Here is an 18828-nt window from a genome sequence, read left to right on the forward strand (position 1 = left end):
CTTTGTCATTGTTTAATCAAGGAATTTATTCGTGCAAGTGATGAACAATATACTTTACACCAATTACCTTGTACTATTTGCAGCTTAGTCGCGAATTAAATTTCATCGTCTGTCAGTATCTATTAACTAATATTATAGTTCTTTAGCAACTGACAAAGACAGAATTTGGGGCATACAAGCTTCCGCTCATCCAAAGGTTTAAAAATTACTAATGTTTCAAGACAACCCTTTACTTGCTCAACTAAAGCAACAAATCCAAGAAAACCTTCCTAAAAAAGAAGGCTTTATTAAAGCAACTGACAAGGGCTTCGGCTTTCTCGAAGTGGATAATAAGACCAGCTTTTTCATACCGCCTCCATACATGAAAAAATGTATGCATGGTGATAAAGTCATGGCTATTATCCGTACGGAGAAAGAACGTGAAGTCGCGGAACCTGAAGAACTTCTAGAACCTGCGCTAACTCGTTTCATTGGTCGTATTGTCTTGAACAAAGGTAAGATGAGTATCGCGCCAGACCACCCTCAATTAAAAAAGCAGCCTTTAAAAGCTCGTGCTCGTAAAGGGTTGGATGAAAATTATCTCAAAGAAGGTGATTGGGTTGTTGCAAATCTAACTCGCCACCCTCTGAAAGGCGATAATACCTTTTTCGCGGAAGTCTCCAAAAAGATCACAGATGCGGACGATAAAATTGCCCCATGGTGGGTAACACTAGCTCAGAACGATTTACCAAATAAAGAACCAGAGGGAATCGATAACTGGGTTCAGAAAGACGATGAAGATCTTGTACGTATCGATATGACTGAAACGCCGTTTGTCACGATTGATGGTGAATCGACAAAAGATATGGATGATGCTTTGTACGCTCGCAAAAACGAAGCAGGTGATTTCGAGCTAGTTATCGCGATTGCTGATCCAACTGCGTATATCACTCCTGATGACAGCATCGATAAAGTAGCTCGTGAACGCGGTTACACAATTTATCTACCTGGCCGTAATATTCCGATGCTGCCACGTGATCTCGCTGACGACCTATGTTCTCTTATCGAAGGAGAAGTGCGTCCCGCGTTATGCTGTCGTGTCACAGTATCAAAAGAGGGTGTAATCGGCGACGATATCGAATTCTTCGCAGCAAATATGAAATCTCATGCTCGCCTAGCTTATGATAACGTTTCTGACTTCCTTGAAACGGGTTCTTGTGCAAACTGGACTCCATCAGAAACCATCGCTCAAGTTGTAAAAGACCTTCAAGAATTTGCTCTAGCACGTGCGGATTGGCGTGAAAAGAACGCGGTTGTGTTCCCAGATCGCCCAGATTATCGCTTCGAGTTAAGTGAAGATAATGATGTTATCGCTATTCATGCAGATATGCGTCGTAGCGCGAACCGCCTTGTTGAAGAATCAATGATCACGGCAAACATCTGTGCGGGTAAAACACTCAAAGCTGCGTTTGGTACTGGTGTATTTAATACTCATGCTGGTTTTAAAGCAGATAAAATCGCCGATGTACTAGAACTCGTTGTCGAACATGGTATGACTGAACAAACTGCAGAAACACTAGCTACTGTTGAAGGATTTGCTTCGCTGCGTCGTTGGTTGTCATCTCAAGAAACATCTTATTTAGATAACCGCGTTCGTAAATTCCAAAATTACAGTGAAACCGGTAATCAACCACTTCCTCACTTTGCTATGGGTCTGGACGTTTATGCGACTTGGACCTCACCGATTCGTAAATACGGTGATATGATCAACCACAGAATGCTAAAAGCCCATATCCTCGGTAAAGAGCCAGTACAAAAGCCTGATGATCAGGTAGGTGAAGAGCTTGCGATTCATCGTAAGCATCACAAGATTGCAGAACGAACTGTTGGCGACTGGCTATACGCGCGTACTCTGGCGGAAGAACCACAAAAAGAAACTCGCTTTACGGCAGAAATATTCGATATCAACCGAGCTGGGATGCGCGTGAGACTTCTCGAAAACGGTGCAAGTGCATTTATCCCTGGAGCACTAATTGTTGATAATAAATCTCGCCTGGAATCCAACCCAGATGCAGGCATGATCTCAATTGATAAAGAAGTGGTCTACAAATTAGGGGACACTCTAGAAGTCGTTCTTGCTGATGTAAACCAAGAAAACCGTAGCATCGTAGCAAAACCAACCCAAGTTTTTGCTGAGCCGCCAAAAGCGGAAGTTGAGCCGGAAAATAATACCGAGAAGTAATCGTACAAATTTAATGTCATTACCTATAATTAAGGGGCTAAATGCCCCTTGATTTTTATTTCTTTAAATTTATTTTACATATCCCAAAACAGAGACTTAGGATCTTTTTCAATCTCACGAATCACAGCAGTTAAATCATCACTCTGTGCTAAGAAAGGATAAGGTACCCACTCTCCTTCTGATTCATTAGGAATCGTCAGTAACCATGCCCTCTTCGCTTCTTCCCATGTCACTTGAGCAACTAACGTAGAGTAATCAAAATGACTTGAATCCAGTTTATAGTGATGTTTTATGAACTGCACACCGTTGTTGACAGGCTCATAACAACATTTGCCGATACCGACTGGTAACCCTTTATTTCGGTTTTGACAAAGTAGATCAGCCCTGCGCTCAATTTGGCGCTGCATCAAATTTACGACGGACATTCAAACCTCATAGCTCAGGTACGAAAAATGACTGTATCCTCTCACCAAGAGAAACACAATACATTGATCTGACTTAGGATGAGTATAACGCATCTCAACTAAGAAAACGAAAATTGCTCATTATTGGCATCAGAACTATATTTCACAAAACTGTCATCAAAATCTCATAGACTTCCCGTTTTCATACTTAATGGAGCGAACGATGATTCGTGCAGCAATCTCTTTACTTTTGGGTATCCAACTGTTCATTGGCAATACGGCTTTGGCTCAAGAACAAATTACAATATCTGGTTCTACTTCTGTATCCAGGATTATGGATATTATTGCCGAAGAATATAATAAATCTCATCCTGATGTTTATGTTGCTGTACAGGGCGTTGGCTCCACCGCAGGTGTCACTCTGCTCAAAAAGGGAGTAACAGATATCGCGATGAGCTCACGCTATTTGACTGAGGCAGAGCTCTCTTCAAACTTAAAGGTAGATTTACTTGCTTACGATGGTCTAGCCGTTGTTGTCAATATGGCTAATCCAGTGACAAATCTTACGCGTGACCAGCTTTACGACGTATATCAAGGCAAGATAACCAACTGGAAACCGTTGGGAGGAAAAGATCAGAAAATAGCCGTTGTTACTCGCGAAGCCTCGTCAGGAACACGTTTCAGTTTCGAGAGCTTGATTGGTTTGACCAAAGTCGTTAACGATCGACTAGTTTCTGATATTAGCCCGAACAATTTAGTCGTAAACAGCAACAGCATGGTCAAAACGTTAGTGAATCATAACGCACAAGCGATTGGCTTTATCTCTACCGGATCGGTAGATCGCTCAGTGAAACCCGTTAAGTTTGAAGGAATTGAACCTACTGTTGAGAATATCTCTAATGGTAAATATCAGCTATCTCGACCATTTTTGACGCTTTACTATAAAGATAAAATTTCTGAGACTGAGAAAAAATTTATCGATTTTCTTCTTTCTGATCATATTAGAGAGCTTGTGCAAGAGTACGGATATATTCCGCGTATAAACGAAGAGTAGTAGCTTTAATTATATTCAAAACAAAGGAGAGCTTCGCTCTCCTTTTTCGTGGCTAGCTGTATAACCACTGAGAATAAAAAGAGGCCTTTCTACAACATTGAGGAACAAAAAAGGCCTTACAGGAATGTTAACCGTTACGATAAATATAGCTATACGCGTTGATAGCCGGAACACCACCTAAGTGAGCATAAAGGACTTTAGAACCTTTAGGGAAGAAACCTTTTCTTGTCAGGTCAATCATACCTTGCATAGACTTACCTTCATACACAGGGTCGGTCATCATGCCCTCAGTTCTCGCTGCAATACGGATAGCGTCATTCGTTTCGTTTGATGGTACACCGTAAGCTGGATAAGCATAATCATCAAAAATAACGATATCTTCTTTTGTAATAGGCTTATCTAACTCCACAAGATCGGCTGTATTTTGAGCGATACGCAGCACCTGATCATGATTTTGATCTGGTGTACCAGAGGCATCAATACCAATCACGTTTCTGGCTCGTCCATCTTCAGCAAAACCCACCACCATACCTGCCATCGTAGAGCCTGTTACCGTACATACAACGATGTAATCAAACTTGATACCCATTTCAGCTTCTTGCTGGCGAACTTCCTCAGCAAAATGTACGTAGCCTAAACCACCGTATTTATGTTCAGAAGCTCCAGCTGGAATAGGATACGGAACTCCACCTTTGGCTTTCACATCTTCCATCGCATTTTCCCAGCTCTCACGAATACCGATATCAAAGCCTTCGTCTACAAGCTCTACTTCAGCCCCCATCACACGGCTCATTAGAATATTACCCACACGATCATAAACCGCATCTTCAAAAGGAACCCAGCTTTCTTGAACGAGACGACACTTCATACCAATCTTAGCCGCTGTTGCAGCAACTAGACGAGTATGGTTGGACTGTACTCCACCAATAGTAACCAACGTATCCGCACCGCTAGCAATAGCATCAGGAACAATGTATTCCAATTTGCGAATCTTGTTACCACCAAAGGCCAAGCCACAGTTACAGTCTTCACGTTTAACGTAAATATCGACATCACCTCCTAAATACTCTGAAAGGCGGTTCAGTTTTTCAATGGGTGTTGGGCCGAATGTAAGCGGGTAACGTTCAAATTTTTCTAGATTCATGGGTATCTCCATATACTCAGCAAAACGAATGATTCTATAAGTGGACTTGCCTGTATCGAATTCAGGCGATGTAAATAGACTACCGAATCTTATTTGAAATGTGCTTCCTAATTTTAATGTAATTTTAATTGTTAATTTCTTTATATGGTTTTATATGTAATTATAAATGCAATTAAATTATTAATTATGGAATATTATTTCATGACAGAATCGTTAGATCGTATCGATATCAAGCTGCTTCGCCTGCTACAACAGGATGGGCGGATGACAAATGCCGACCTCGCTCTCAAAGTGAATATCAGCCCTGCAACGTGTCACCGCCGTGTCGATAGACTATTTAAAGAAGGGATTATTTCTGGCGTATCTGCGGATATCGAGCCTGAAGCAGTACAGCTAGGTGCCCTAGTAATAGTTGGTGTCGTGCTCGATCGCTCTACCCCAGATAGTTTTGCAGAATTTGAAAATTCAGTGGCAAACCTTCCGGTTATTATCGACTGTCAACTTGTAGCGGGTGAGTTTGATTACTTTCTTCGCGTGCGGGTAAAGGATATGGCAGCATTCAATCAATTACACGCCCAACAGCTTCTATCTCTACCAGGTGTACGTCAGATTAGAACGTTTTTCGTTATGAAAGAAGTTGTAACAGGCGCTCCACTTAAGTTTTAATATAAAATTAAGCACATATTAAATTGAAAAATATTGAGATATCTATCAAGATTTGATTGCCTAGGCCGTTAACTTGCTGTTAATTTTACGTAAAAACTAATTCAATGGAATGTAAGTATATGGCACGGATATCTTTTAAACTTAAGCTCTTGCTTATGTCGGCGTTGCTGATCATTACGACAGTTGTTGCCGCATTTTTTTCATCTCAATATGTCATCAGCGACTATATTTCATCGTCTGACCGCAGAAATATTGAAAGCCAAATTAACTCAGTTAAAGCACTCGTTTCTCGCTCTATCAACTCAGACATTCGTTTAGCGAACTCTTCAAACTTTGGTCTTAACGAAGTAAAGGCGACTATCGAAAAAACAGGATTTTATGACGTCTATAAAATCGCTTTTAATATGTTGATCGATAAAAATGGTGCGCTAGGAGATAAAGAAAAAGCTAAGCCTTACCTCGAACTAGCGAAGCAGGCACAAGAGCACAAGACTATTGTGAGCGATGTTTTTCTTAAAGACAAAAAGCCAATGGTCACGATCACTGTTGGTCAGGGAAATGGGAACGCGAACATTTTCTTTGTCGATCTCTCAGCTATGCAATCATTACTCAGTGAAATGACGGTTGAAGGCTCTTCATGGAAACTCGCCGATTCAGAAGGCAACTTAATCTTTTCAAATACGCCTGATAGAGACAATCTTCTACCCACATCTATGGAAATTAAAGTCGGTGCTAAACTATGGCAACTCACCGGCTATATTGATCCATTGGTTATTCAAAAAAATACACAGGCTTTAATCCATCAAATTATTATTATCCTGATAATTGTATCTGCCATCATATTGCCGTTAGCACTTATCACGATTAATCGTTTGTTTAAGCCTGTCCTTTTATTACGTTCACTTATTACTGAACTTTCAAATGGCTCAGGTGACTTAACGCAAAGGTTGAACGTTACAAGTGATGATGAATTGGGAGATATGGCAAAAGGAATCGATAAATTCATCGAACATTTGCAACAACTGCTTATAAAGATCCAAGCCTCGACTCATAATATCGCTTCTGAGATAAAAGAGTTAGAATCACAAACACTTGAAAATAATTCGTCCCTTTCCTCATTTAAAAATCAAGTCGACCGTTCAGTGTCTTCCATTTTGGAAATGGCAGAATCAGCCAACACAGTATCGGCTGACGCATCAAATACCGCAGAACAAACCGCATTGACTAATCAGGAAGCGACAGCGTCAATTAAAGTGGTGCAAGAAGCATCGCAAAGTGTGCAAGCCCTATCTTCTTCTATTGATAAAACATCACATTCTGTCACTCAAATGACCGAATATGCGGATAATATCGAACGAGTTCTTAGCGAAATAACAGGTATAGCAGAACAAACTAACTTGTTGGCACTTAATGCAGCGATTGAAGCCGCACGCGCTGGTGAACAAGGACGAGGTTTTGCGGTTGTTGCAGATGAAGTACGTGCACTTGCATCCCGAACTCACAAAAGTACTGAAGAAATAGTCGCAATGCTTGCGCAACTAAAGAACGGGACCCAACAAGTCGTTGCACAAATGTCGACAACACAAGAAAGCTGTTCAAAAGCATCGGACGCAACAACGCGTGTCGTAAATTCACTCGATAGCATGGTACAGTCGATTGACGTAATCAATTCGTTAGTTGAACAGATCGCCTCATCTGCTCATGACCAGAGACAAATTGGTGAATCGGTACAACAGACGATGCATGAAATATCTGAGACAGTCGCCCGATTAAGCCGAAATAGTGAGAGCACTTCAGGGAGCACGCAACATTTAACGCAATCTAATTCAGAGCTACTTTCCATTGTCGGACAGTTTAAAATTAACTAATAAAAAAGGGCTTCATTCGAAGCCCTTAGTTTTAACTCATACATTTATCAAAAATGAAGTTGAATAACAGACACAGCGACACATCCTGGTCTTCTCACACCTTCAATTTCTACTCGGATTTCTCTTTCAATTTCCAAGCCCTTGCGTATTGGAGTCACTTTAGTCAACGTGCTCTTTGCTCTTACGTTATCGCCTGACTTAATAGGGTAAGGAAAACGTACTTCGTTCAGGCCGATATTGACAACCATTTTCGCAGTTGGAAACAGTGGTCTTTCAGGATCCACGCTATCTGTTAACTTTGGTAACAAAGCAAGAGTCAAAAAACCATGAGCTATTGTCGTTTTAAACGGTGATTCATTTGCCGCACGTTCAGGGTCCGTGTGAATCCACTGAGTATCCTCAGTAACCAGTCCAAATTGGTTTATACGGTCTTGACTTACATCCAACCATTCACCAACGTGAATAACCTCACCCACTTTGGCTTGTAGTTCCTGATATAGAGCTTGTGCTTCAGGTTTCATCTCTAGCGGTTCTTCGATATGAATATCTTCGTTTACCGCTGGCTGATGGAAATCTTTACTCCACGAGAACAAATGGAAGCTGGTTGTTTTTGTCAACAAATCTTCCCAATACTCGCGCACTGCCGGAGACATTCTTTCTACCAAAGCAGCTTGATGCTTGCTTATTATCTCACCACGCTGTTTGAAAAGTTCTACAACCTTCATCTAGACCTCTTTCTTACAAATAAGAAAAGTTATATTGCTAATTTTGAAGCACTTCACAAGAACGTGCAAATACTTTCGAGCGTACATACGTTAACTGAACACCTTATTTTTATTACTAATCATGCAGTTAAAAATAAAACACCATTTTATTAGATATACTAAAAATAGGGTATTTTTTGCCAAAAGGCACTAAAAGATCGTGATTTTTATGCAAATTTTACGGTTGCAAGGCCTATTACCGTACATTATTTCAGCAAACGGTACGAACCTCAAAATTTGCCTCTTTACAACGGTAGGAGATATCAATACTATACCGCTCACACGGAGAGATGGCTGAGTGGTTGAAAGCACCGGTCTTGAAAACCGGCATACGTTAATAGCGTATCTAGGGTTCAAATCCCTATCTCTCCGCCACTTCTATGAAAAAAGCTGTTGATTATCAACAGCTTTTTTCGTTTCTACGGTACAAAAGTCACTGATACATAAAGGTGATACATATGTACCTGTTGAAACATCCCTTTTCGGTCTATTATCCTCCGCTATGTGCTCTTCGATCTTTTGAGCAAGGTGACTCAACTGCGCTTATAATCCCAATAAACATTCAAACGTATGCTAGTCTAGTTTTTACATATCTAGGTATCATAAATGCCAAACAGACTGGTAATAATTTGAGTAAATGTAGTATGTTAAGGTTTCAATGAGTCGTAAAAGAGAAGCCATTTTAATGAGCCAATATAAAATAGGACGCCTGAGTGTCGTCGTCGTTTCTTTTGCGATTCTCATTACAATAGCAAATATCGTTACGTATACTTTTCAGAGAAACGAACAGAATCAATTCGCAAAGGGTTTGCTTTCACACGCAGAATCCGTAACAAATCAACTCGCCTCGTCGTTGCTGCAAATTAAACAGAACCAGTTATCTGTTTGTGATAATGAAACCATCAATCAGCTAAGAGTCATTTCAAACAAATTACCCTACGTGTATGACTTAGGTATAGAGGATAAAAACCAAGTCATATGTACTGCGAATTGGGGAGTCTTGGAAAAGCCGTTTACGCTGCCAGAGAACAAACTTACAACGCCATCGGGATATCATCTCTATTCAAATTTACATCGTGTATTCCCGATCAATCTCGTTCATGATATTACCCGTCTCAATCAGGGAATTGCGTTCACTATTCCGGATGCGTTTAAGCGCTTCGAGGAAAGCCAGCCTGATTTTTCTTTTGAAATAAAAATCAAGGATAGAGAGCATGTTTTTGTTTTTTACCAATCACAAAATCAAGTAACGTCGTCTTTCTCTCACCTAAAACTTAACACAACGACTTGCAGCACAATGTACAGCTATTGCGTTAATACATTTAATAAGCGGGCGGGAATATTTTACTACAGCACTAATATATCAACGTCAATAATCCTCTTGTGTCTGGCGGTGAGCTTTTTACTTACCTATTCTTACCAATCCTATCGGGATAAGAGACGTTCGATGGAGTTCCGTTTACGAAAAGCTATTGCTAACGATAAAATCTATATGGAATACCAGCCAATCATTTGCGTTGAATCTGGCCGTATTATTGGTGTCGAAAGTTTAATCCGTTGGCATGATGAAATTTTTGGACGAGTGTCACCTGAACTGTTCTTGAGTGTCGCACACAAACTATCACTTTATCCCAATATTTCTGATATCAGTACAGTCAAATCAATTGGTGACATGGCTGAAATTCTCCAGGAAGATGCGTCATTTTCTTTATCTCTCAACGTTGACTCATTTGAAATACAAAGCGATAACTACCTAGATTTTCTTCATAGCGTCGTATCGAAATTCGGTATTAGTACCTCTCAAATAAAAATCGAAATTACCGAACGTATTGGGTTACCTTTATGTGAACTTGCTGCATTTTCTAAAAAAGCCAGAGAACACGGTTTTAATGTTGCCCTCGATGACTTTGGCACAGGTGTCGCTAACCTTGTATGGTTAACTGAAATCGATTTTAACGTGATTAAGATCGACCGTATATTTACACAGTCGCTCACTAATGATATGAAGCAAAAGATGATTTTTGCTATCTTAGATTTGATAGATGGGTTAAATAAGACTGTGATTTTTGAGGGCGTAGAAACAAAAGCGGAGTACGACCTAATAAAAAGCCGAAGTCCCGAAGCCCTTGTTCAAGGATGGTATTTTTACAAATCTCTCCCCAAACAAGAGATTCGTGAACTGTTAGTTAAACAAGATGCTTAATTAATGTTCGGTATTTATAACCAATCACTTATTTTTATTTCCTCGCCAAAGTGACGGACTTAAGTAGTAGAGTCTCACTGCGCCAGTTCGTATGATAAAGACAGAATCAAACCTATCCCCTATCTGCAATAGATGTGTTTCTTTAGTAACAGTTGAAGTTTGAAAAAGTGGCAAAATTTTAGAATCAATATCAGCCTGTCCGATCCCAGCATTGAGCAAAACATCTTTAAAATAAGGATAATCCAATATGTCCACCATGAAATCCGGCGACTTCAAACTAATTTGAAACCGCCAAGACTAATTGTTATTCCGGTTTAATCGGTCTTAAAACACCATTTTTATCTCGTTGCAAAGGGTAAGGCTGGATCGGTAATGGTGCACCTGATATTTCAGTAACAGAAGCGCCGTATTTCCAATCTTTGGGCGCAATAGCAATATAGCGTGCATAACCACCAGTACCGCCTTTAGGCTTGGCAAATCCAATTGCTATAAGAGCACCACTTTCAGGGACCTTATCTAAATTCGCAACGCCCTCAGCTTGAGCGAAATTGTGATGCATTAACCAATCCTCACCTTCTAAATTCGGCGTATTATCCGTATCTAAAGGCTCATGACCGTGGAAGAGAATATGACGTTTAAGATGTAAGAACTTGAGAGCATCTAAACCCACTCCGGGGAACGGAGTATGATTGAACGCCTTAATATCTTTCCAGCGCTTATACCAATCGGAACGAACCATGACGACAGAACCGGCGGGTATTTCTCCGTATTTCGACTCCCACGCCTTAATATCCTCTACCTGCATCGTATATCCACTATCCTTTTTTACTTTGTCATGAATATCGATAAGAACCAAAGGACGAAGAGTGAATGTAGCAGGTATATCGCTAATGGTTGCCCCCATATCATTCCAATGGGCTGGAGGATCGAGCTGAGTACCGTATTGATCCGTTGTTAAGTCATAAGATGTTGCAATAAACCCATGTTTTTTATACGTATACTCTTCGCCTTTTTTTACGTAGCCGTCAATCGTTTGTCCAGCAACCGCAGGTTTGAATTTAGCATTACCAAAGCCGGGCCAAACAGGCTGAGTCGGTTCGAACGCATGCGTAAGATCAATATACTTGGCGTCTTTCAACGTATTAAAATAGAAATCCCACAGTCCGCTGTTTTGCCCAGCAAAAGCGTTTGATGAAAGTGACGTTATTCCTAGTAGACCAGTAAAAATAGCAGTACGTAATTTTCGCATAATCCAACACCTCCTTATGTCGTATGATTATGTAACCTAAATTAACGTACTACTGTCGACAGAGCATGTCTATTACTTATGCATTAAATATCTTATATATCAATTTATTGATCCTTGGCCCGGTTACTCGAGTGAATAAAATAGAGTGCGATTCCCAAGCAAATAATTGCGCCTAGACGCTGGTATGAAAAGGCAATCTCGGCGTTATTTAACCAACCAAATGAATCAATCAAAATACTCATAAGCAATTGACCGAAGATGACAGCGACCGTCGCCACAGCTGTGCCGATGCGTTGTACTGCCAACACCATAATGACGATATAAGGTACGCCACACATCGCTCCTAATAATTGCCATTTAGGCACATCAAGAAGCGTTAAAGACTGTGGTGGTTCGAAATAGAAAATGAGTAATGCAGTAATGACTGCGCCGACTGAAAACGTTAGAAAGGCACTTTTAAATACGCCAACGTTATCTCCTAGCCTACCGTTAACGGCCGCCTGAACACTTAGCGCAGCGCCACCCAGCACTGATAATAAAACCATTAATATAATCATGCTTTACCCCTCAGCCATTAAAACAAGTGCAATAACGATAAAGATCAGTGCTGTGATGCGTTTACGGTCAACGGTACGTTTTGCGACCCCAAACCAGCCGTAATGATCAATAAGTAGGCTTTTAAATATCTGCCCGGCAAGAATACCTATCATGGTCATTGCGATTCCAATGTGTGGCGTGACAATGGTTAAAACAACAACATAGATAGGTCCCAGGACGCCGCCGGTCAACGTCCATCCTGGTTGGCTGAAAAATGACGGGCTGTTACGTGGGCTAAAAAATAGCATCAGTAAAAAGGTCAAAATAGCGCCCACACCAAATATGCTCAAGGTTGCCCAAAGCTCTCCAACCTGCTCAGCCAGAGGTCCAAGTAACCCTGCCTCTATAGAAAGCCCCATACCACCGCAGATAACCAGCAGTATTAATATCAATTGCATTCTATGCTCCTCTGAATTAAAAGAGCTGAGACTACACTAGGTATTCGATGTAAAAAATGACATAATTTAGTAATCACTTTTGCATATTAAGCACAAATGAAAAATCTCGATTCAATCAATACTAAATCGCTTCGCCTCTACTTAGCAGTGTATGATCTGAGAAACTTTTCTGATGTCGCAAGACAGGAAGGTGTCTCGCCATCGATGGTATCGCGCATTATTCATCAGTTAGAGGATACTTTGGGACATCAGCTCTTTTATCGTAATACTCGTGCCATTATCCCAACAGAATCTGGTCGGATTTTAGAAACCTACGCCAGGCAAATTCTCAATCAGTTCAACCAGGTAGCGAATGAGCTTCAATCGCGAACTGATACCCCTCAAGGATTATTACGAATCAATGCTCCAGTATTCTTTGGTCAGCACCATATCGCACCATGGTTAGCTAAGTTCAGCCAGACCTACCCAAACGTTGAAATCGAACTCACTCTCACCGATGATTTCATCGATCCGCATTTGAATGCAGCAGATGTCATTTTTCGTATAGGCACACTTAACGATTCAACTTTCCATGCTCGTGTTCTCGCCAATCAAACTTATCATCTGGCTGCATCACCAGACTATATTCATAGATACGGTTCTCTGATGGAACCTGATGAGTTAATTCAACATTCATGCTTAGTCTACAAAGGCTCGTCTGGGCCTAATCAATGGCGCTTTAGAAAAAATGAACAGGAATGGCATCAGTACTCACTTAATATACTGATGTCTTCAAACAATGCTGAATCGTTACTATCCTGCGCCCTCAGCGGTATGGGGGTTGTGCTGTTCCCCGACTGGTTAATTGGAGAACACCTAAAATCAGGTGCTCTTGTTAATCTTCTACCTGACTTTGAGACGACGATTCAGACTGAACCACAGTACATCAGTGCAATCTATCCGCATTCGCGGCATCCAACGTTGAATGTTAGAGTATTGATTGATTTCTTCTTGGAAATCTATGGTAAACCACCCTATTGGAATATCGATTAACTAACGTGGTCAAAACATGACAGAATTTGAAAAGATGCTGCGGGGCGAACCATTCGACGATATGGATCCAGCGATATGTGCGATACGTGATACCGCTGCAAAGACTTTACTTACCTTAAATAATACAATTGAAAGCAATATGCGATTAGATCTGTTACAACAACTCATGGGTTCTTTCGCACCAACCAGTATCATTCGCTCTCCATTTTATTGTGAATTTGGTAAGACAATTTCCATAGGTCGAAGAAGCTTTATCAATGCCAACGCCACCTTCTTAGATAACGCCAAAATAACAATTGGTGACAACGTCCTCATTGGTCCAAATGCCCAATTTTATACCCCTAGTCATTCGTTGGACTATCGTCAACGCCGCCAATGGGAAACATTCAGTAAGCCTATCATAATAGAAAACGATGTCTGGATTGGTGGTAACGTTGTTCTCAACCAAGGTATTACAATCCGCGCTCGTTCCGTTATTGCCGCCAACTCAGTCATAACCAAAGATGTTCCTAGCGACAGTTTATTTGGTGGGACACCAGCAAAACTGATCCGACGTTTAAACTAGAATTGGCGTATTTCATCGAAACGGCTTAACGCCGATAGTCCATCCAAATTTATAATAGTATTCTCAAAGGTGGTCATCATCCCCTCATCTTTTAGTTATACACTTTGACGGTATTCATTCGTTGAGGTCTTATGCTGAATATTTTTAAGAAAATACCGTTCATTTTGTGGTTCTTATTTGTTTTAAGCGCGGCTGGGACTATCTTCCCTGGCTACATCCTATATCAATCGTATCAAACACTAAATTGGCCACATACCGGGGGGCTGATTACCCAGTCATCTATCACCGAGATAAAAAGGGAAAACGATGATAAGAACAAGGAGATACGGTATTTCTATACTTATGAGAATAAAATCGCTTACATTTACGAGGTTGGTGGGCAATTATTACGAAATGATAATAGCAACTCGATCAATGGTGCTGTGGTGGAATATCCCAATAAAGATGACGCCATGAAGATTAAAAATCAGTTCTCTAAAGGTAAAGTTGTTAAGGTCTTTTATAATCCCGATAACCCTTCAGATTCTGTTCTGATTCCAACCGTTCTCTACTTCATGTATGGCTTTGTGGGTGTGTTTGGGTTACTGCTAATCATCTCTACTTGTATGATGTTTTATATTGCCTCAGGAAAAAGAAAGCCTGCAACTCATGTTTCAATCGAACAAACCTTATAATTCATCACACTTCTATTAGTATTATTAGGAAGCTATAGACATTTTATCGAATGACAACATCGCCCCAAATGCTGTCATTCGTTTTATGCTAAGCCGCCCTCTCCTGAACCTGATTTTTCTTTTTAGGTCGGTATTCACTTACCAAAATACTCAGTACAACTAACGCACCACCGACCAAAGCAATCGGTGGAAGTCTTTCACCGGCCATACGGCCAAAAATACCAGCCCAAACAGGCTCTCCCGCGTAGATCACGGAAGCAGTAGAAGGCTCAACGACTCGTTGAGACCAATTCATTACTAATTGGATAAAAGCACTGGCTAAGCCCAACCCAACAACCATCGTAAATAACGTCATTGAGAATGGCGGTATGGTCGTCTCTCCGACTAACGGCATAGAAATAAAAGCGAACAAAGAGGCGAACATTAGCTGTAGCACAGTCACCCTTTGCAGATTCACACGCGGTGCAAAATGGCTGATTAAGATGATTTCTCCCGCCACAAAAAACGCACTCAGAATCGTAATCATTTGGCCAAAGTTGAATGAAATAGAAGAAAGGTCATTCCCTGAAAGTAGTATTAGGCCAATAAAAGCAAGCACGATCCCGATCAAACTCATCATATGAGGTACTTTCTTAAAACCAACCCAGAGTATAAATGGGACAAACGGAACAAATAGAGCAGTAAAAAATGCCGATTCAGAGCTAGTGATGTACTGCAGGCCAATCGTCTGAGCACCGTAACCGACGGTGATCGAAAAACCAATGACTAATGCAGCCCAAAGATCTTGTTTGGTAACATGTCGCAACTTTCTATATGAAATCAAACATGCAGCGAACGCGGCAGCAGCAAAGCGGCAACCAACAAAAAACATTGGCGAGCTGGCCGTTAACCCGTGTTGAACGAGTAAATATGTTGTCCCCCAAATGATGGTGACAAATACCATCGCAAGATGAGGCGCTTTTGACGCTAGCCGTTGTAGCAGTATATTGTTTGATTTCATTGAAATGAGATAAGGATGAGTGCAATATAGTACACAATCTACCACAACCCAACGGATTGGTGCAATATACTGCACAAGGATTTTATTTGATTAAAGATGAAACTAATGCGGTACTTGAACATGTCGCGGCAAACCTTAAGCGCTTAAGAGCCCAAAATCAGATGAGTCAACAAATGTTGGCGGATAAATCAGGCATCAGCCGACGTATGGTTGCGGCATTGGAAAATGGTAATTCTAATATCAGCTTGGCTAAGCTGTCCCAACTTGCCGCCGTTTTAGGTGCAAGTTTTGCCCATATCGTCAGCCCGTACGACAATGAAGGCAAAACGAAACGTAACGTTTTGACCTGGCGAGGTGAAAAATCAGGCAGTGAAGCTTTTCTTTCTTGTTCTTTCTCGGCAGAAAACCAAGTCGAGCTTTGGATGTGGAGTATTGCTCCTGGCGATAAGTATCAAGCAGAATCCGACCCTGAAGGCTGGTATGAGATGGTGCATATTATCGAAGGTTCTTTGACTTTGGTTTTTGCGCACGAAACCCAAATCCTGTCCGCAGGCGAATCTGTTGTATACAGCAGCTCACAGCCCTACAGTTATCACAACGAGACAAACGAGATGCTGCGTTTTGTCAGGAATGTGGTCGGTTAAGCAAGCTTCGAGAACCGATCACATCACATGCTTTAATCGATGAAACGCTAAATAAATATATTATTAATCCAGTCGGGTAATAAAGGTTTGTTCGTCATCGACAAACGCTACAAAGCCACCGTGATAGATAAACACCCGTCCGCGTCCCTCAACTATGCAGGCAAGCTGTGGGTTCAGGTCTTCCTCATTATCCTTACTTTGAAATGTTCCTGTATCGGTGACTACACCTTTGAGCGGACGCAAATATCCATAAGTACGCTTAGCTTGATCAATCAGGCTTAACTCACTAGCGCATGAGAAGCATGAGGGAATCGAACCAGCATCTTCGATAAACATTTGTTTGATTTCTTCATAAGCGGTAATCACTAGCCAGTCGATATCGTTAACGTGGTGGATGAACATAGGGTCTCTCGGTAATTCTGATACAAAGATTTTAACACGACCTGGAGAGAACGTAATAAAGACTTAGTTGCTCACAGAGGTCACTTGGTGCAATTTTGAACATTCACTAGGCATGCTCGAAACTCCCTCATATTAGAAGATGTTTCAGTCAGCGGTTTATAGTCTAATTTGGAGGTGCCCCATTGGAAGTTACGCTTAGTTGTTTTGTTGTTGAGCCTGCCATTTATTCTACATACTTTTGGTAATGCTAAAATGGGCTTTATACTGGTAGCTATTCACTTTTAATCAAAAGTATCTGTGCAATATCATTCAATACCGTCATTCTATTACTTGTTATTTTCTAGGTATTACTCGAAATATAGAAAGAAATGAAATGGATAGTTCGATTGTAGCGATGGTCAGTTTCGCATTTGTTGGTGCAGTTACTCCTGGTCCAGTAAACCTTATTGCGGCTTCGACAGTCGCTCAACTCGGTAAAAATATCGCAGCAGCGTATGTGTTAGGAGCATCGTTAGCTTATACAATGGTAGTGTTTATCACTGGTATTACTCTAAATACCTTTGTCAAATGTTTACCCAAGGTAGAGCTTTGGATGCAGTTTATAGCGAGTGCGTTTCTCTGCTATCTTGCATACAAGCTATATTTGGCTCCTGTGGAAAGATTGAGCGTTGAAGAGAGGCATCATTTAAGTTGGACAAATGGTGCGTTGCTTCAATTGTTAAACCCCAAAGCTTGGTTAGTGGCTATGTCAGGTATTAGCCTTTTTGTTGTTGGGCAAAGTGACCAGAAGTCATGGTTATTGATGTACACATTAGTTTCATTAATTGCTTGCTTGGTTGGTGTAGGTATATGGGCAGTAGTTGGTTCAATACTCACCAGTTACCTAAATGATAAAAGAAAGCAGCAGATATTTAATCGGATAACAGCGATGATACTGCTTGTGTCCGTAATCATGATTTGGAACTGAGAAACATTTTAGTATGAAAAGAGATAACAGTACTCGTTTTAAGCAAAACTCAGTCCTTCCATGGATAGAATTGAGAGTTGCTAATAAGAGTAATGCTTGCTACGAAGCTCACTCACATGACGAATTTTCCTTTGGTGTCATTAGACAAGGTTGCGCTGTTTATAAAAATCGAAATAAGTCTCATACCATAGGAGTCGGAGACATAGTAACAATTAACCCTTCTGATATTCATTCTTGTAATCCAGAACAAGATGTGTGGTCTTATAGTATGTTGTTTGTCAATGCCTTAAAAATGGGTCAGTTTCAGCAAGATGTATTACGTGAGGAAAGTCAGTGTGTTAGCATGGACTACCAGCCTTTTAATGCTGATTATGAACGCAATGAGTCTCTAAAACATCAATATTTGGCACTCTTTTCTGCATTAGAAGATGAATCCTCCAGCCTAAACATTGAGTCATGTCTTTATGATTTTATTAAGTCCAGTCTCTACAAATCAACTTCAGTCAAAAATGGAAAACTCCTCGTTCCGCCCATCAAGCGAATCAAAGAGATGCTACTTGATGGTATAGCAGAGCATCACGAACTAGAGAGCTTAGCTAAGGAAGCCGGACTGAGTCGATACCAGTTACTTAGAGCATTTAAGATCCAGTATGGGCTACCACCCCACGCCTATTTGATGGATGAAAAGATAAAGCGTTCTAAGGTAATGTTGAGAAAGGGAAGCTCTCTAACAGAGGTGGCACATAGCTTAGGCTTTTCAGATCAAGCTCACTTTCAACGACAGTTTAAAAAGCGTTTAGCGGTTACGCCCAAATATTACCAATCACATTTTATTAGTGTGTGAACGTTGAATATATAACGTTTAGTGGTTGGAAATTGAAAGACAAATAGTAGATACGCTGGTACATATGAATAAGCAATTGCAGAAAGGTGGGAAGGAAATGCACTCACATTTAAACTCTACGACTGTATGTTA

General features: G+C 40.8%; 19 protein-coding genes and 1 tRNA gene. 12 read left to right on the forward strand and 8 right to left on the reverse strand.

Going from position 1 to position 18828, the window contains the following annotated elements; translation table 11 throughout:
- Positions 1-211: 211 nt before the first annotated feature.
- Entirely contained in the window at positions 212-2221 is a 2010-nt protein-coding gene (gene rnb / locus EES38_RS00825; RefSeq protein ID WP_124935274.1) for an exoribonuclease II, read from the forward strand.
- A gap of 74 nt (positions 2222-2295) precedes the next feature.
- Here the strand turns inward: rnb and EES38_RS00830 are convergent, their stop codons facing one another.
- Positions 2296-2646 carry a DUF3024 domain-containing protein gene (locus EES38_RS00830; RefSeq protein WP_124935275.1) on the reverse strand — a complete coding sequence of 117 codons (351 nt, stop codon included), beginning with the start codon at positions 2644-2646 and terminating at the stop codon, positions 2296-2298.
- Between the two features lie 202 nt (positions 2647-2848).
- Between EES38_RS00830 and EES38_RS00835 the strand changes: the two genes are divergently transcribed.
- Positions 2849-3679, forward strand: coding sequence for a phosphate ABC transporter substrate-binding protein (locus tag EES38_RS00835; RefSeq protein ID WP_124935276.1), 831 nt, complete (start codon positions 2849-2851; stop codon positions 3677-3679).
- Between the two features lie 127 nt (positions 3680-3806).
- On the opposite strand, the gene EES38_RS00840 is transcribed toward EES38_RS00835, so the two are convergent.
- A complete protein-coding gene (locus EES38_RS00840; RefSeq protein WP_124935277.1) occupies positions 3807-4823 on the reverse strand; it encodes a 1-aminocyclopropane-1-carboxylate deaminase in 1017 nt (338 codons plus the stop codon).
- Between the two features lie 201 nt (positions 4824-5024).
- On the opposite strand from EES38_RS00840, the gene EES38_RS00845 reads away from it, so the two are divergent.
- Both EES38_RS00845 and EES38_RS00850 read left to right on the forward strand, forming a co-directional pair.
- Positions 5025-5489 carry an Lrp/AsnC family transcriptional regulator gene (locus EES38_RS00845; RefSeq protein ID WP_124935278.1) on the forward strand — a complete coding sequence of 155 codons (465 nt, stop codon included), beginning with the start codon at positions 5025-5027 and terminating at the stop codon, positions 5487-5489.
- 119 nt (positions 5490-5608) lie between these two features.
- Positions 5609-7357, forward strand: a complete 1749-nt coding sequence (locus EES38_RS00850) for a methyl-accepting chemotaxis protein (RefSeq protein ID WP_166434183.1) — start codon at positions 5609-5611, stop codon at positions 7355-7357.
- Positions 7358-7404: 47 nt separating this feature from the next.
- On the opposite strand, the gene EES38_RS00855 is transcribed toward EES38_RS00850, so the two are convergent.
- A complete protein-coding gene (locus EES38_RS00855) occupies positions 7405-8082 on the reverse strand; it encodes a MaoC family dehydratase (protein WP_124935280.1) in 678 nt (225 codons plus the stop codon).
- 323 nt (positions 8083-8405) lie between these two features.
- On the opposite strand from EES38_RS00855, the gene EES38_RS00860 reads away from it, so the two are divergent.
- Both EES38_RS00860 and EES38_RS00865 read left to right on the forward strand, forming a co-directional pair.
- Positions 8406-8496, forward strand: a tRNA-Ser gene (locus EES38_RS00860).
- Positions 8497-8779: 283 nt separating this feature from the next.
- Positions 8780-10324: an EAL domain-containing protein gene (locus EES38_RS00865; RefSeq protein WP_124935281.1), complete on the forward strand. Its 1545-nt coding sequence runs from the start codon at positions 8780-8782 to the stop codon at positions 10322-10324.
- A gap of 304 nt (positions 10325-10628) precedes the next feature.
- On the opposite strand, the gene EES38_RS00870 is transcribed toward EES38_RS00865, so the two are convergent.
- From EES38_RS00870 to EES38_RS00880, 3 genes are all read right to left on the reverse strand, one after another.
- Complete coding sequence (locus tag EES38_RS00870; protein ID WP_124935282.1) at positions 10629-11573, reverse strand: cyclase family protein; 945 nt, start codon at positions 11571-11573, stop codon at positions 10629-10631.
- 104 nt (positions 11574-11677) lie between these two features.
- The gene (locus tag EES38_RS00875) at positions 11678-12130 is read right to left on the reverse strand and encodes a DMT family transporter (RefSeq protein ID WP_124935283.1); all 453 of its coding nucleotides are present in this window, start codon (positions 12128-12130) and stop codon (positions 11678-11680) included.
- Positions 12131-12133: 3 nt separating this feature from the next.
- The gene (locus EES38_RS00880) at positions 12134-12568 is read right to left on the reverse strand and encodes a DMT family transporter (RefSeq protein WP_124935284.1); all 435 of its coding nucleotides are present in this window, start codon (positions 12566-12568) and stop codon (positions 12134-12136) included.
- A gap of 96 nt (positions 12569-12664) precedes the next feature.
- Between EES38_RS00880 and EES38_RS00885 the strand changes: the two genes are divergently transcribed.
- The 3 genes from EES38_RS00885 to EES38_RS00895 all read left to right on the forward strand — a co-directional run bounded on the left by EES38_RS00885 (position 12665) and on the right by EES38_RS00895 (position 14839).
- Positions 12665-13600, forward strand: a complete 936-nt coding sequence (locus EES38_RS00885) for a LysR family transcriptional regulator (protein WP_124935285.1) — start codon at positions 12665-12667, stop codon at positions 13598-13600.
- A gap of 16 nt (positions 13601-13616) precedes the next feature.
- Positions 13617-14165 carry a sugar O-acetyltransferase gene (locus EES38_RS00890; RefSeq protein ID WP_124935286.1) on the forward strand — a complete coding sequence of 183 codons (549 nt, stop codon included), beginning with the start codon at positions 13617-13619 and terminating at the stop codon, positions 14163-14165.
- A gap of 131 nt (positions 14166-14296) precedes the next feature.
- Positions 14297-14839, forward strand: a complete 543-nt coding sequence (locus EES38_RS00895) for a DUF3592 domain-containing protein (RefSeq protein ID WP_124935287.1) — start codon at positions 14297-14299, stop codon at positions 14837-14839.
- An 88-nt stretch (positions 14840-14927) separates the two neighbouring features.
- Here EES38_RS00895 and EES38_RS00900 read toward each other — a convergent pair whose 3' ends face one another.
- On the reverse strand, positions 14928-15839 hold the full coding sequence (locus tag EES38_RS00900; protein WP_124935288.1) for a DMT family transporter: 912 nt from the start codon (positions 15837-15839) through the stop codon (positions 14928-14930).
- Positions 15840-15925: 86 nt separating this feature from the next.
- On the opposite strand from EES38_RS00900, the gene EES38_RS00905 reads away from it, so the two are divergent.
- Positions 15926-16483 (forward strand): helix-turn-helix domain-containing protein, encoded by a 558-nt coding sequence (locus tag EES38_RS00905; RefSeq protein ID WP_208020381.1) that lies wholly within the window; start codon positions 15926-15928, stop codon positions 16481-16483.
- 63 nt (positions 16484-16546) lie between these two features.
- On the opposite strand, the gene EES38_RS00910 is transcribed toward EES38_RS00905, so the two are convergent.
- A complete protein-coding gene (locus tag EES38_RS00910; RefSeq protein ID WP_124935289.1) occupies positions 16547-16885 on the reverse strand; it encodes a cytosolic protein in 339 nt (112 codons plus the stop codon).
- Positions 16886-17258: 373 nt separating this feature from the next.
- Here EES38_RS00910 and EES38_RS00915 point away from each other — a divergent pair, with 373 nt between their 5' ends.
- Together EES38_RS00915 and EES38_RS00920 are read left to right on the forward strand one after the other, a co-directional pair.
- A complete protein-coding gene (locus tag EES38_RS00915; RefSeq protein WP_124935290.1) occupies positions 17259-17852 on the forward strand; it encodes a LysE family translocator in 594 nt (197 codons plus the stop codon).
- A gap of 13 nt (positions 17853-17865) precedes the next feature.
- The gene (locus EES38_RS00920; RefSeq protein ID WP_124935291.1) at positions 17866-18696 is read left to right on the forward strand and encodes an AraC family transcriptional regulator; all 831 of its coding nucleotides are present in this window, start codon (positions 17866-17868) and stop codon (positions 18694-18696) included.
- The last annotated feature ends 132 nt before the right edge of the window (positions 18697-18828 follow it).

The organism is Vibrio viridaestus (genome assembly GCF_003856525.1).
GTDB lineage: Bacteria > Pseudomonadota > Gammaproteobacteria > Enterobacterales > Vibrionaceae > Vibrio > Vibrio viridaestus.

Coding starts and splice junctions, on each gene's coding strand:
- EES38_RS00835 (WP_124935276.1), top strand. CDS start 2,849: ATGATTCGTGCAGCAATCTCTTTACTTTTGGGTATCCAACTGTTCATT.
- EES38_RS00865 (WP_124935281.1), top strand. CDS start 8,780: ATGAGTCGTAAAAGAGAAGCCATTTTAATGAGCCAATATAAAATAGGA.
- EES38_RS00890 (WP_124935286.1), top strand. CDS start 13,617: ATGACAGAATTTGAAAAGATGCTGCGGGGCGAACCATTCGACGATATG.
- EES38_RS00920 (WP_124935291.1), top strand. CDS start 17,866: ATGAAAAGAGATAACAGTACTCGTTTTAAGCAAAACTCAGTCCTTCCA.
- EES38_RS00875 (WP_124935283.1), bottom strand. CDS start 12,130: ATGATTATATTAATGGTTTTATTATCAGTGCTGGGTGGCGCTGCGCTA.
- EES38_RS00900 (WP_124935288.1), bottom strand. CDS start 15,839: ATGAAATCAAACAATATACTGCTACAACGGCTAGCGTCAAAAGCGCCT.
- EES38_RS00830 (WP_124935275.1), bottom strand. CDS start 2,646: ATGTCCGTCGTAAATTTGATGCAGCGCCAAATTGAGCGCAGGGCTGAT.
- EES38_RS00880 (WP_124935284.1), bottom strand. CDS start 12,568: ATGCAATTGATATTAATACTGCTGGTTATCTGCGGTGGTATGGGGCTT.
- rnb (WP_124935274.1), top strand. CDS start 212: ATGTTTCAAGACAACCCTTTACTTGCTCAACTAAAGCAACAAATCCAA.
- EES38_RS00840 (WP_124935277.1), bottom strand. CDS start 4,823: ATGAATCTAGAAAAATTTGAACGTTACCCGCTTACATTCGGCCCAACA.
- EES38_RS00855 (WP_124935280.1), bottom strand. CDS start 8,082: ATGAAGGTTGTAGAACTTTTCAAACAGCGTGGTGAGATAATAAGCAAG.
- EES38_RS00910 (WP_124935289.1), bottom strand. CDS start 16,885: ATGTTCATCCACCACGTTAACGATATCGACTGGCTAGTGATTACCGCT.
- EES38_RS00885 (WP_124935285.1), top strand. CDS start 12,665: ATGAAAAATCTCGATTCAATCAATACTAAATCGCTTCGCCTCTACTTA.
- EES38_RS00870 (WP_124935282.1), bottom strand. CDS start 11,573: ATGCGAAAATTACGTACTGCTATTTTTACTGGTCTACTAGGAATAACG.
- EES38_RS00845 (WP_124935278.1), top strand. CDS start 5,025: ATGACAGAATCGTTAGATCGTATCGATATCAAGCTGCTTCGCCTGCTA.
- EES38_RS00915 (WP_124935290.1), top strand. CDS start 17,259: ATGGATAGTTCGATTGTAGCGATGGTCAGTTTCGCATTTGTTGGTGCA.
- EES38_RS00850 (WP_166434183.1), top strand. CDS start 5,609: ATGGCACGGATATCTTTTAAACTTAAGCTCTTGCTTATGTCGGCGTTG.
- EES38_RS00895 (WP_124935287.1), top strand. CDS start 14,297: ATGCTGAATATTTTTAAGAAAATACCGTTCATTTTGTGGTTCTTATTT.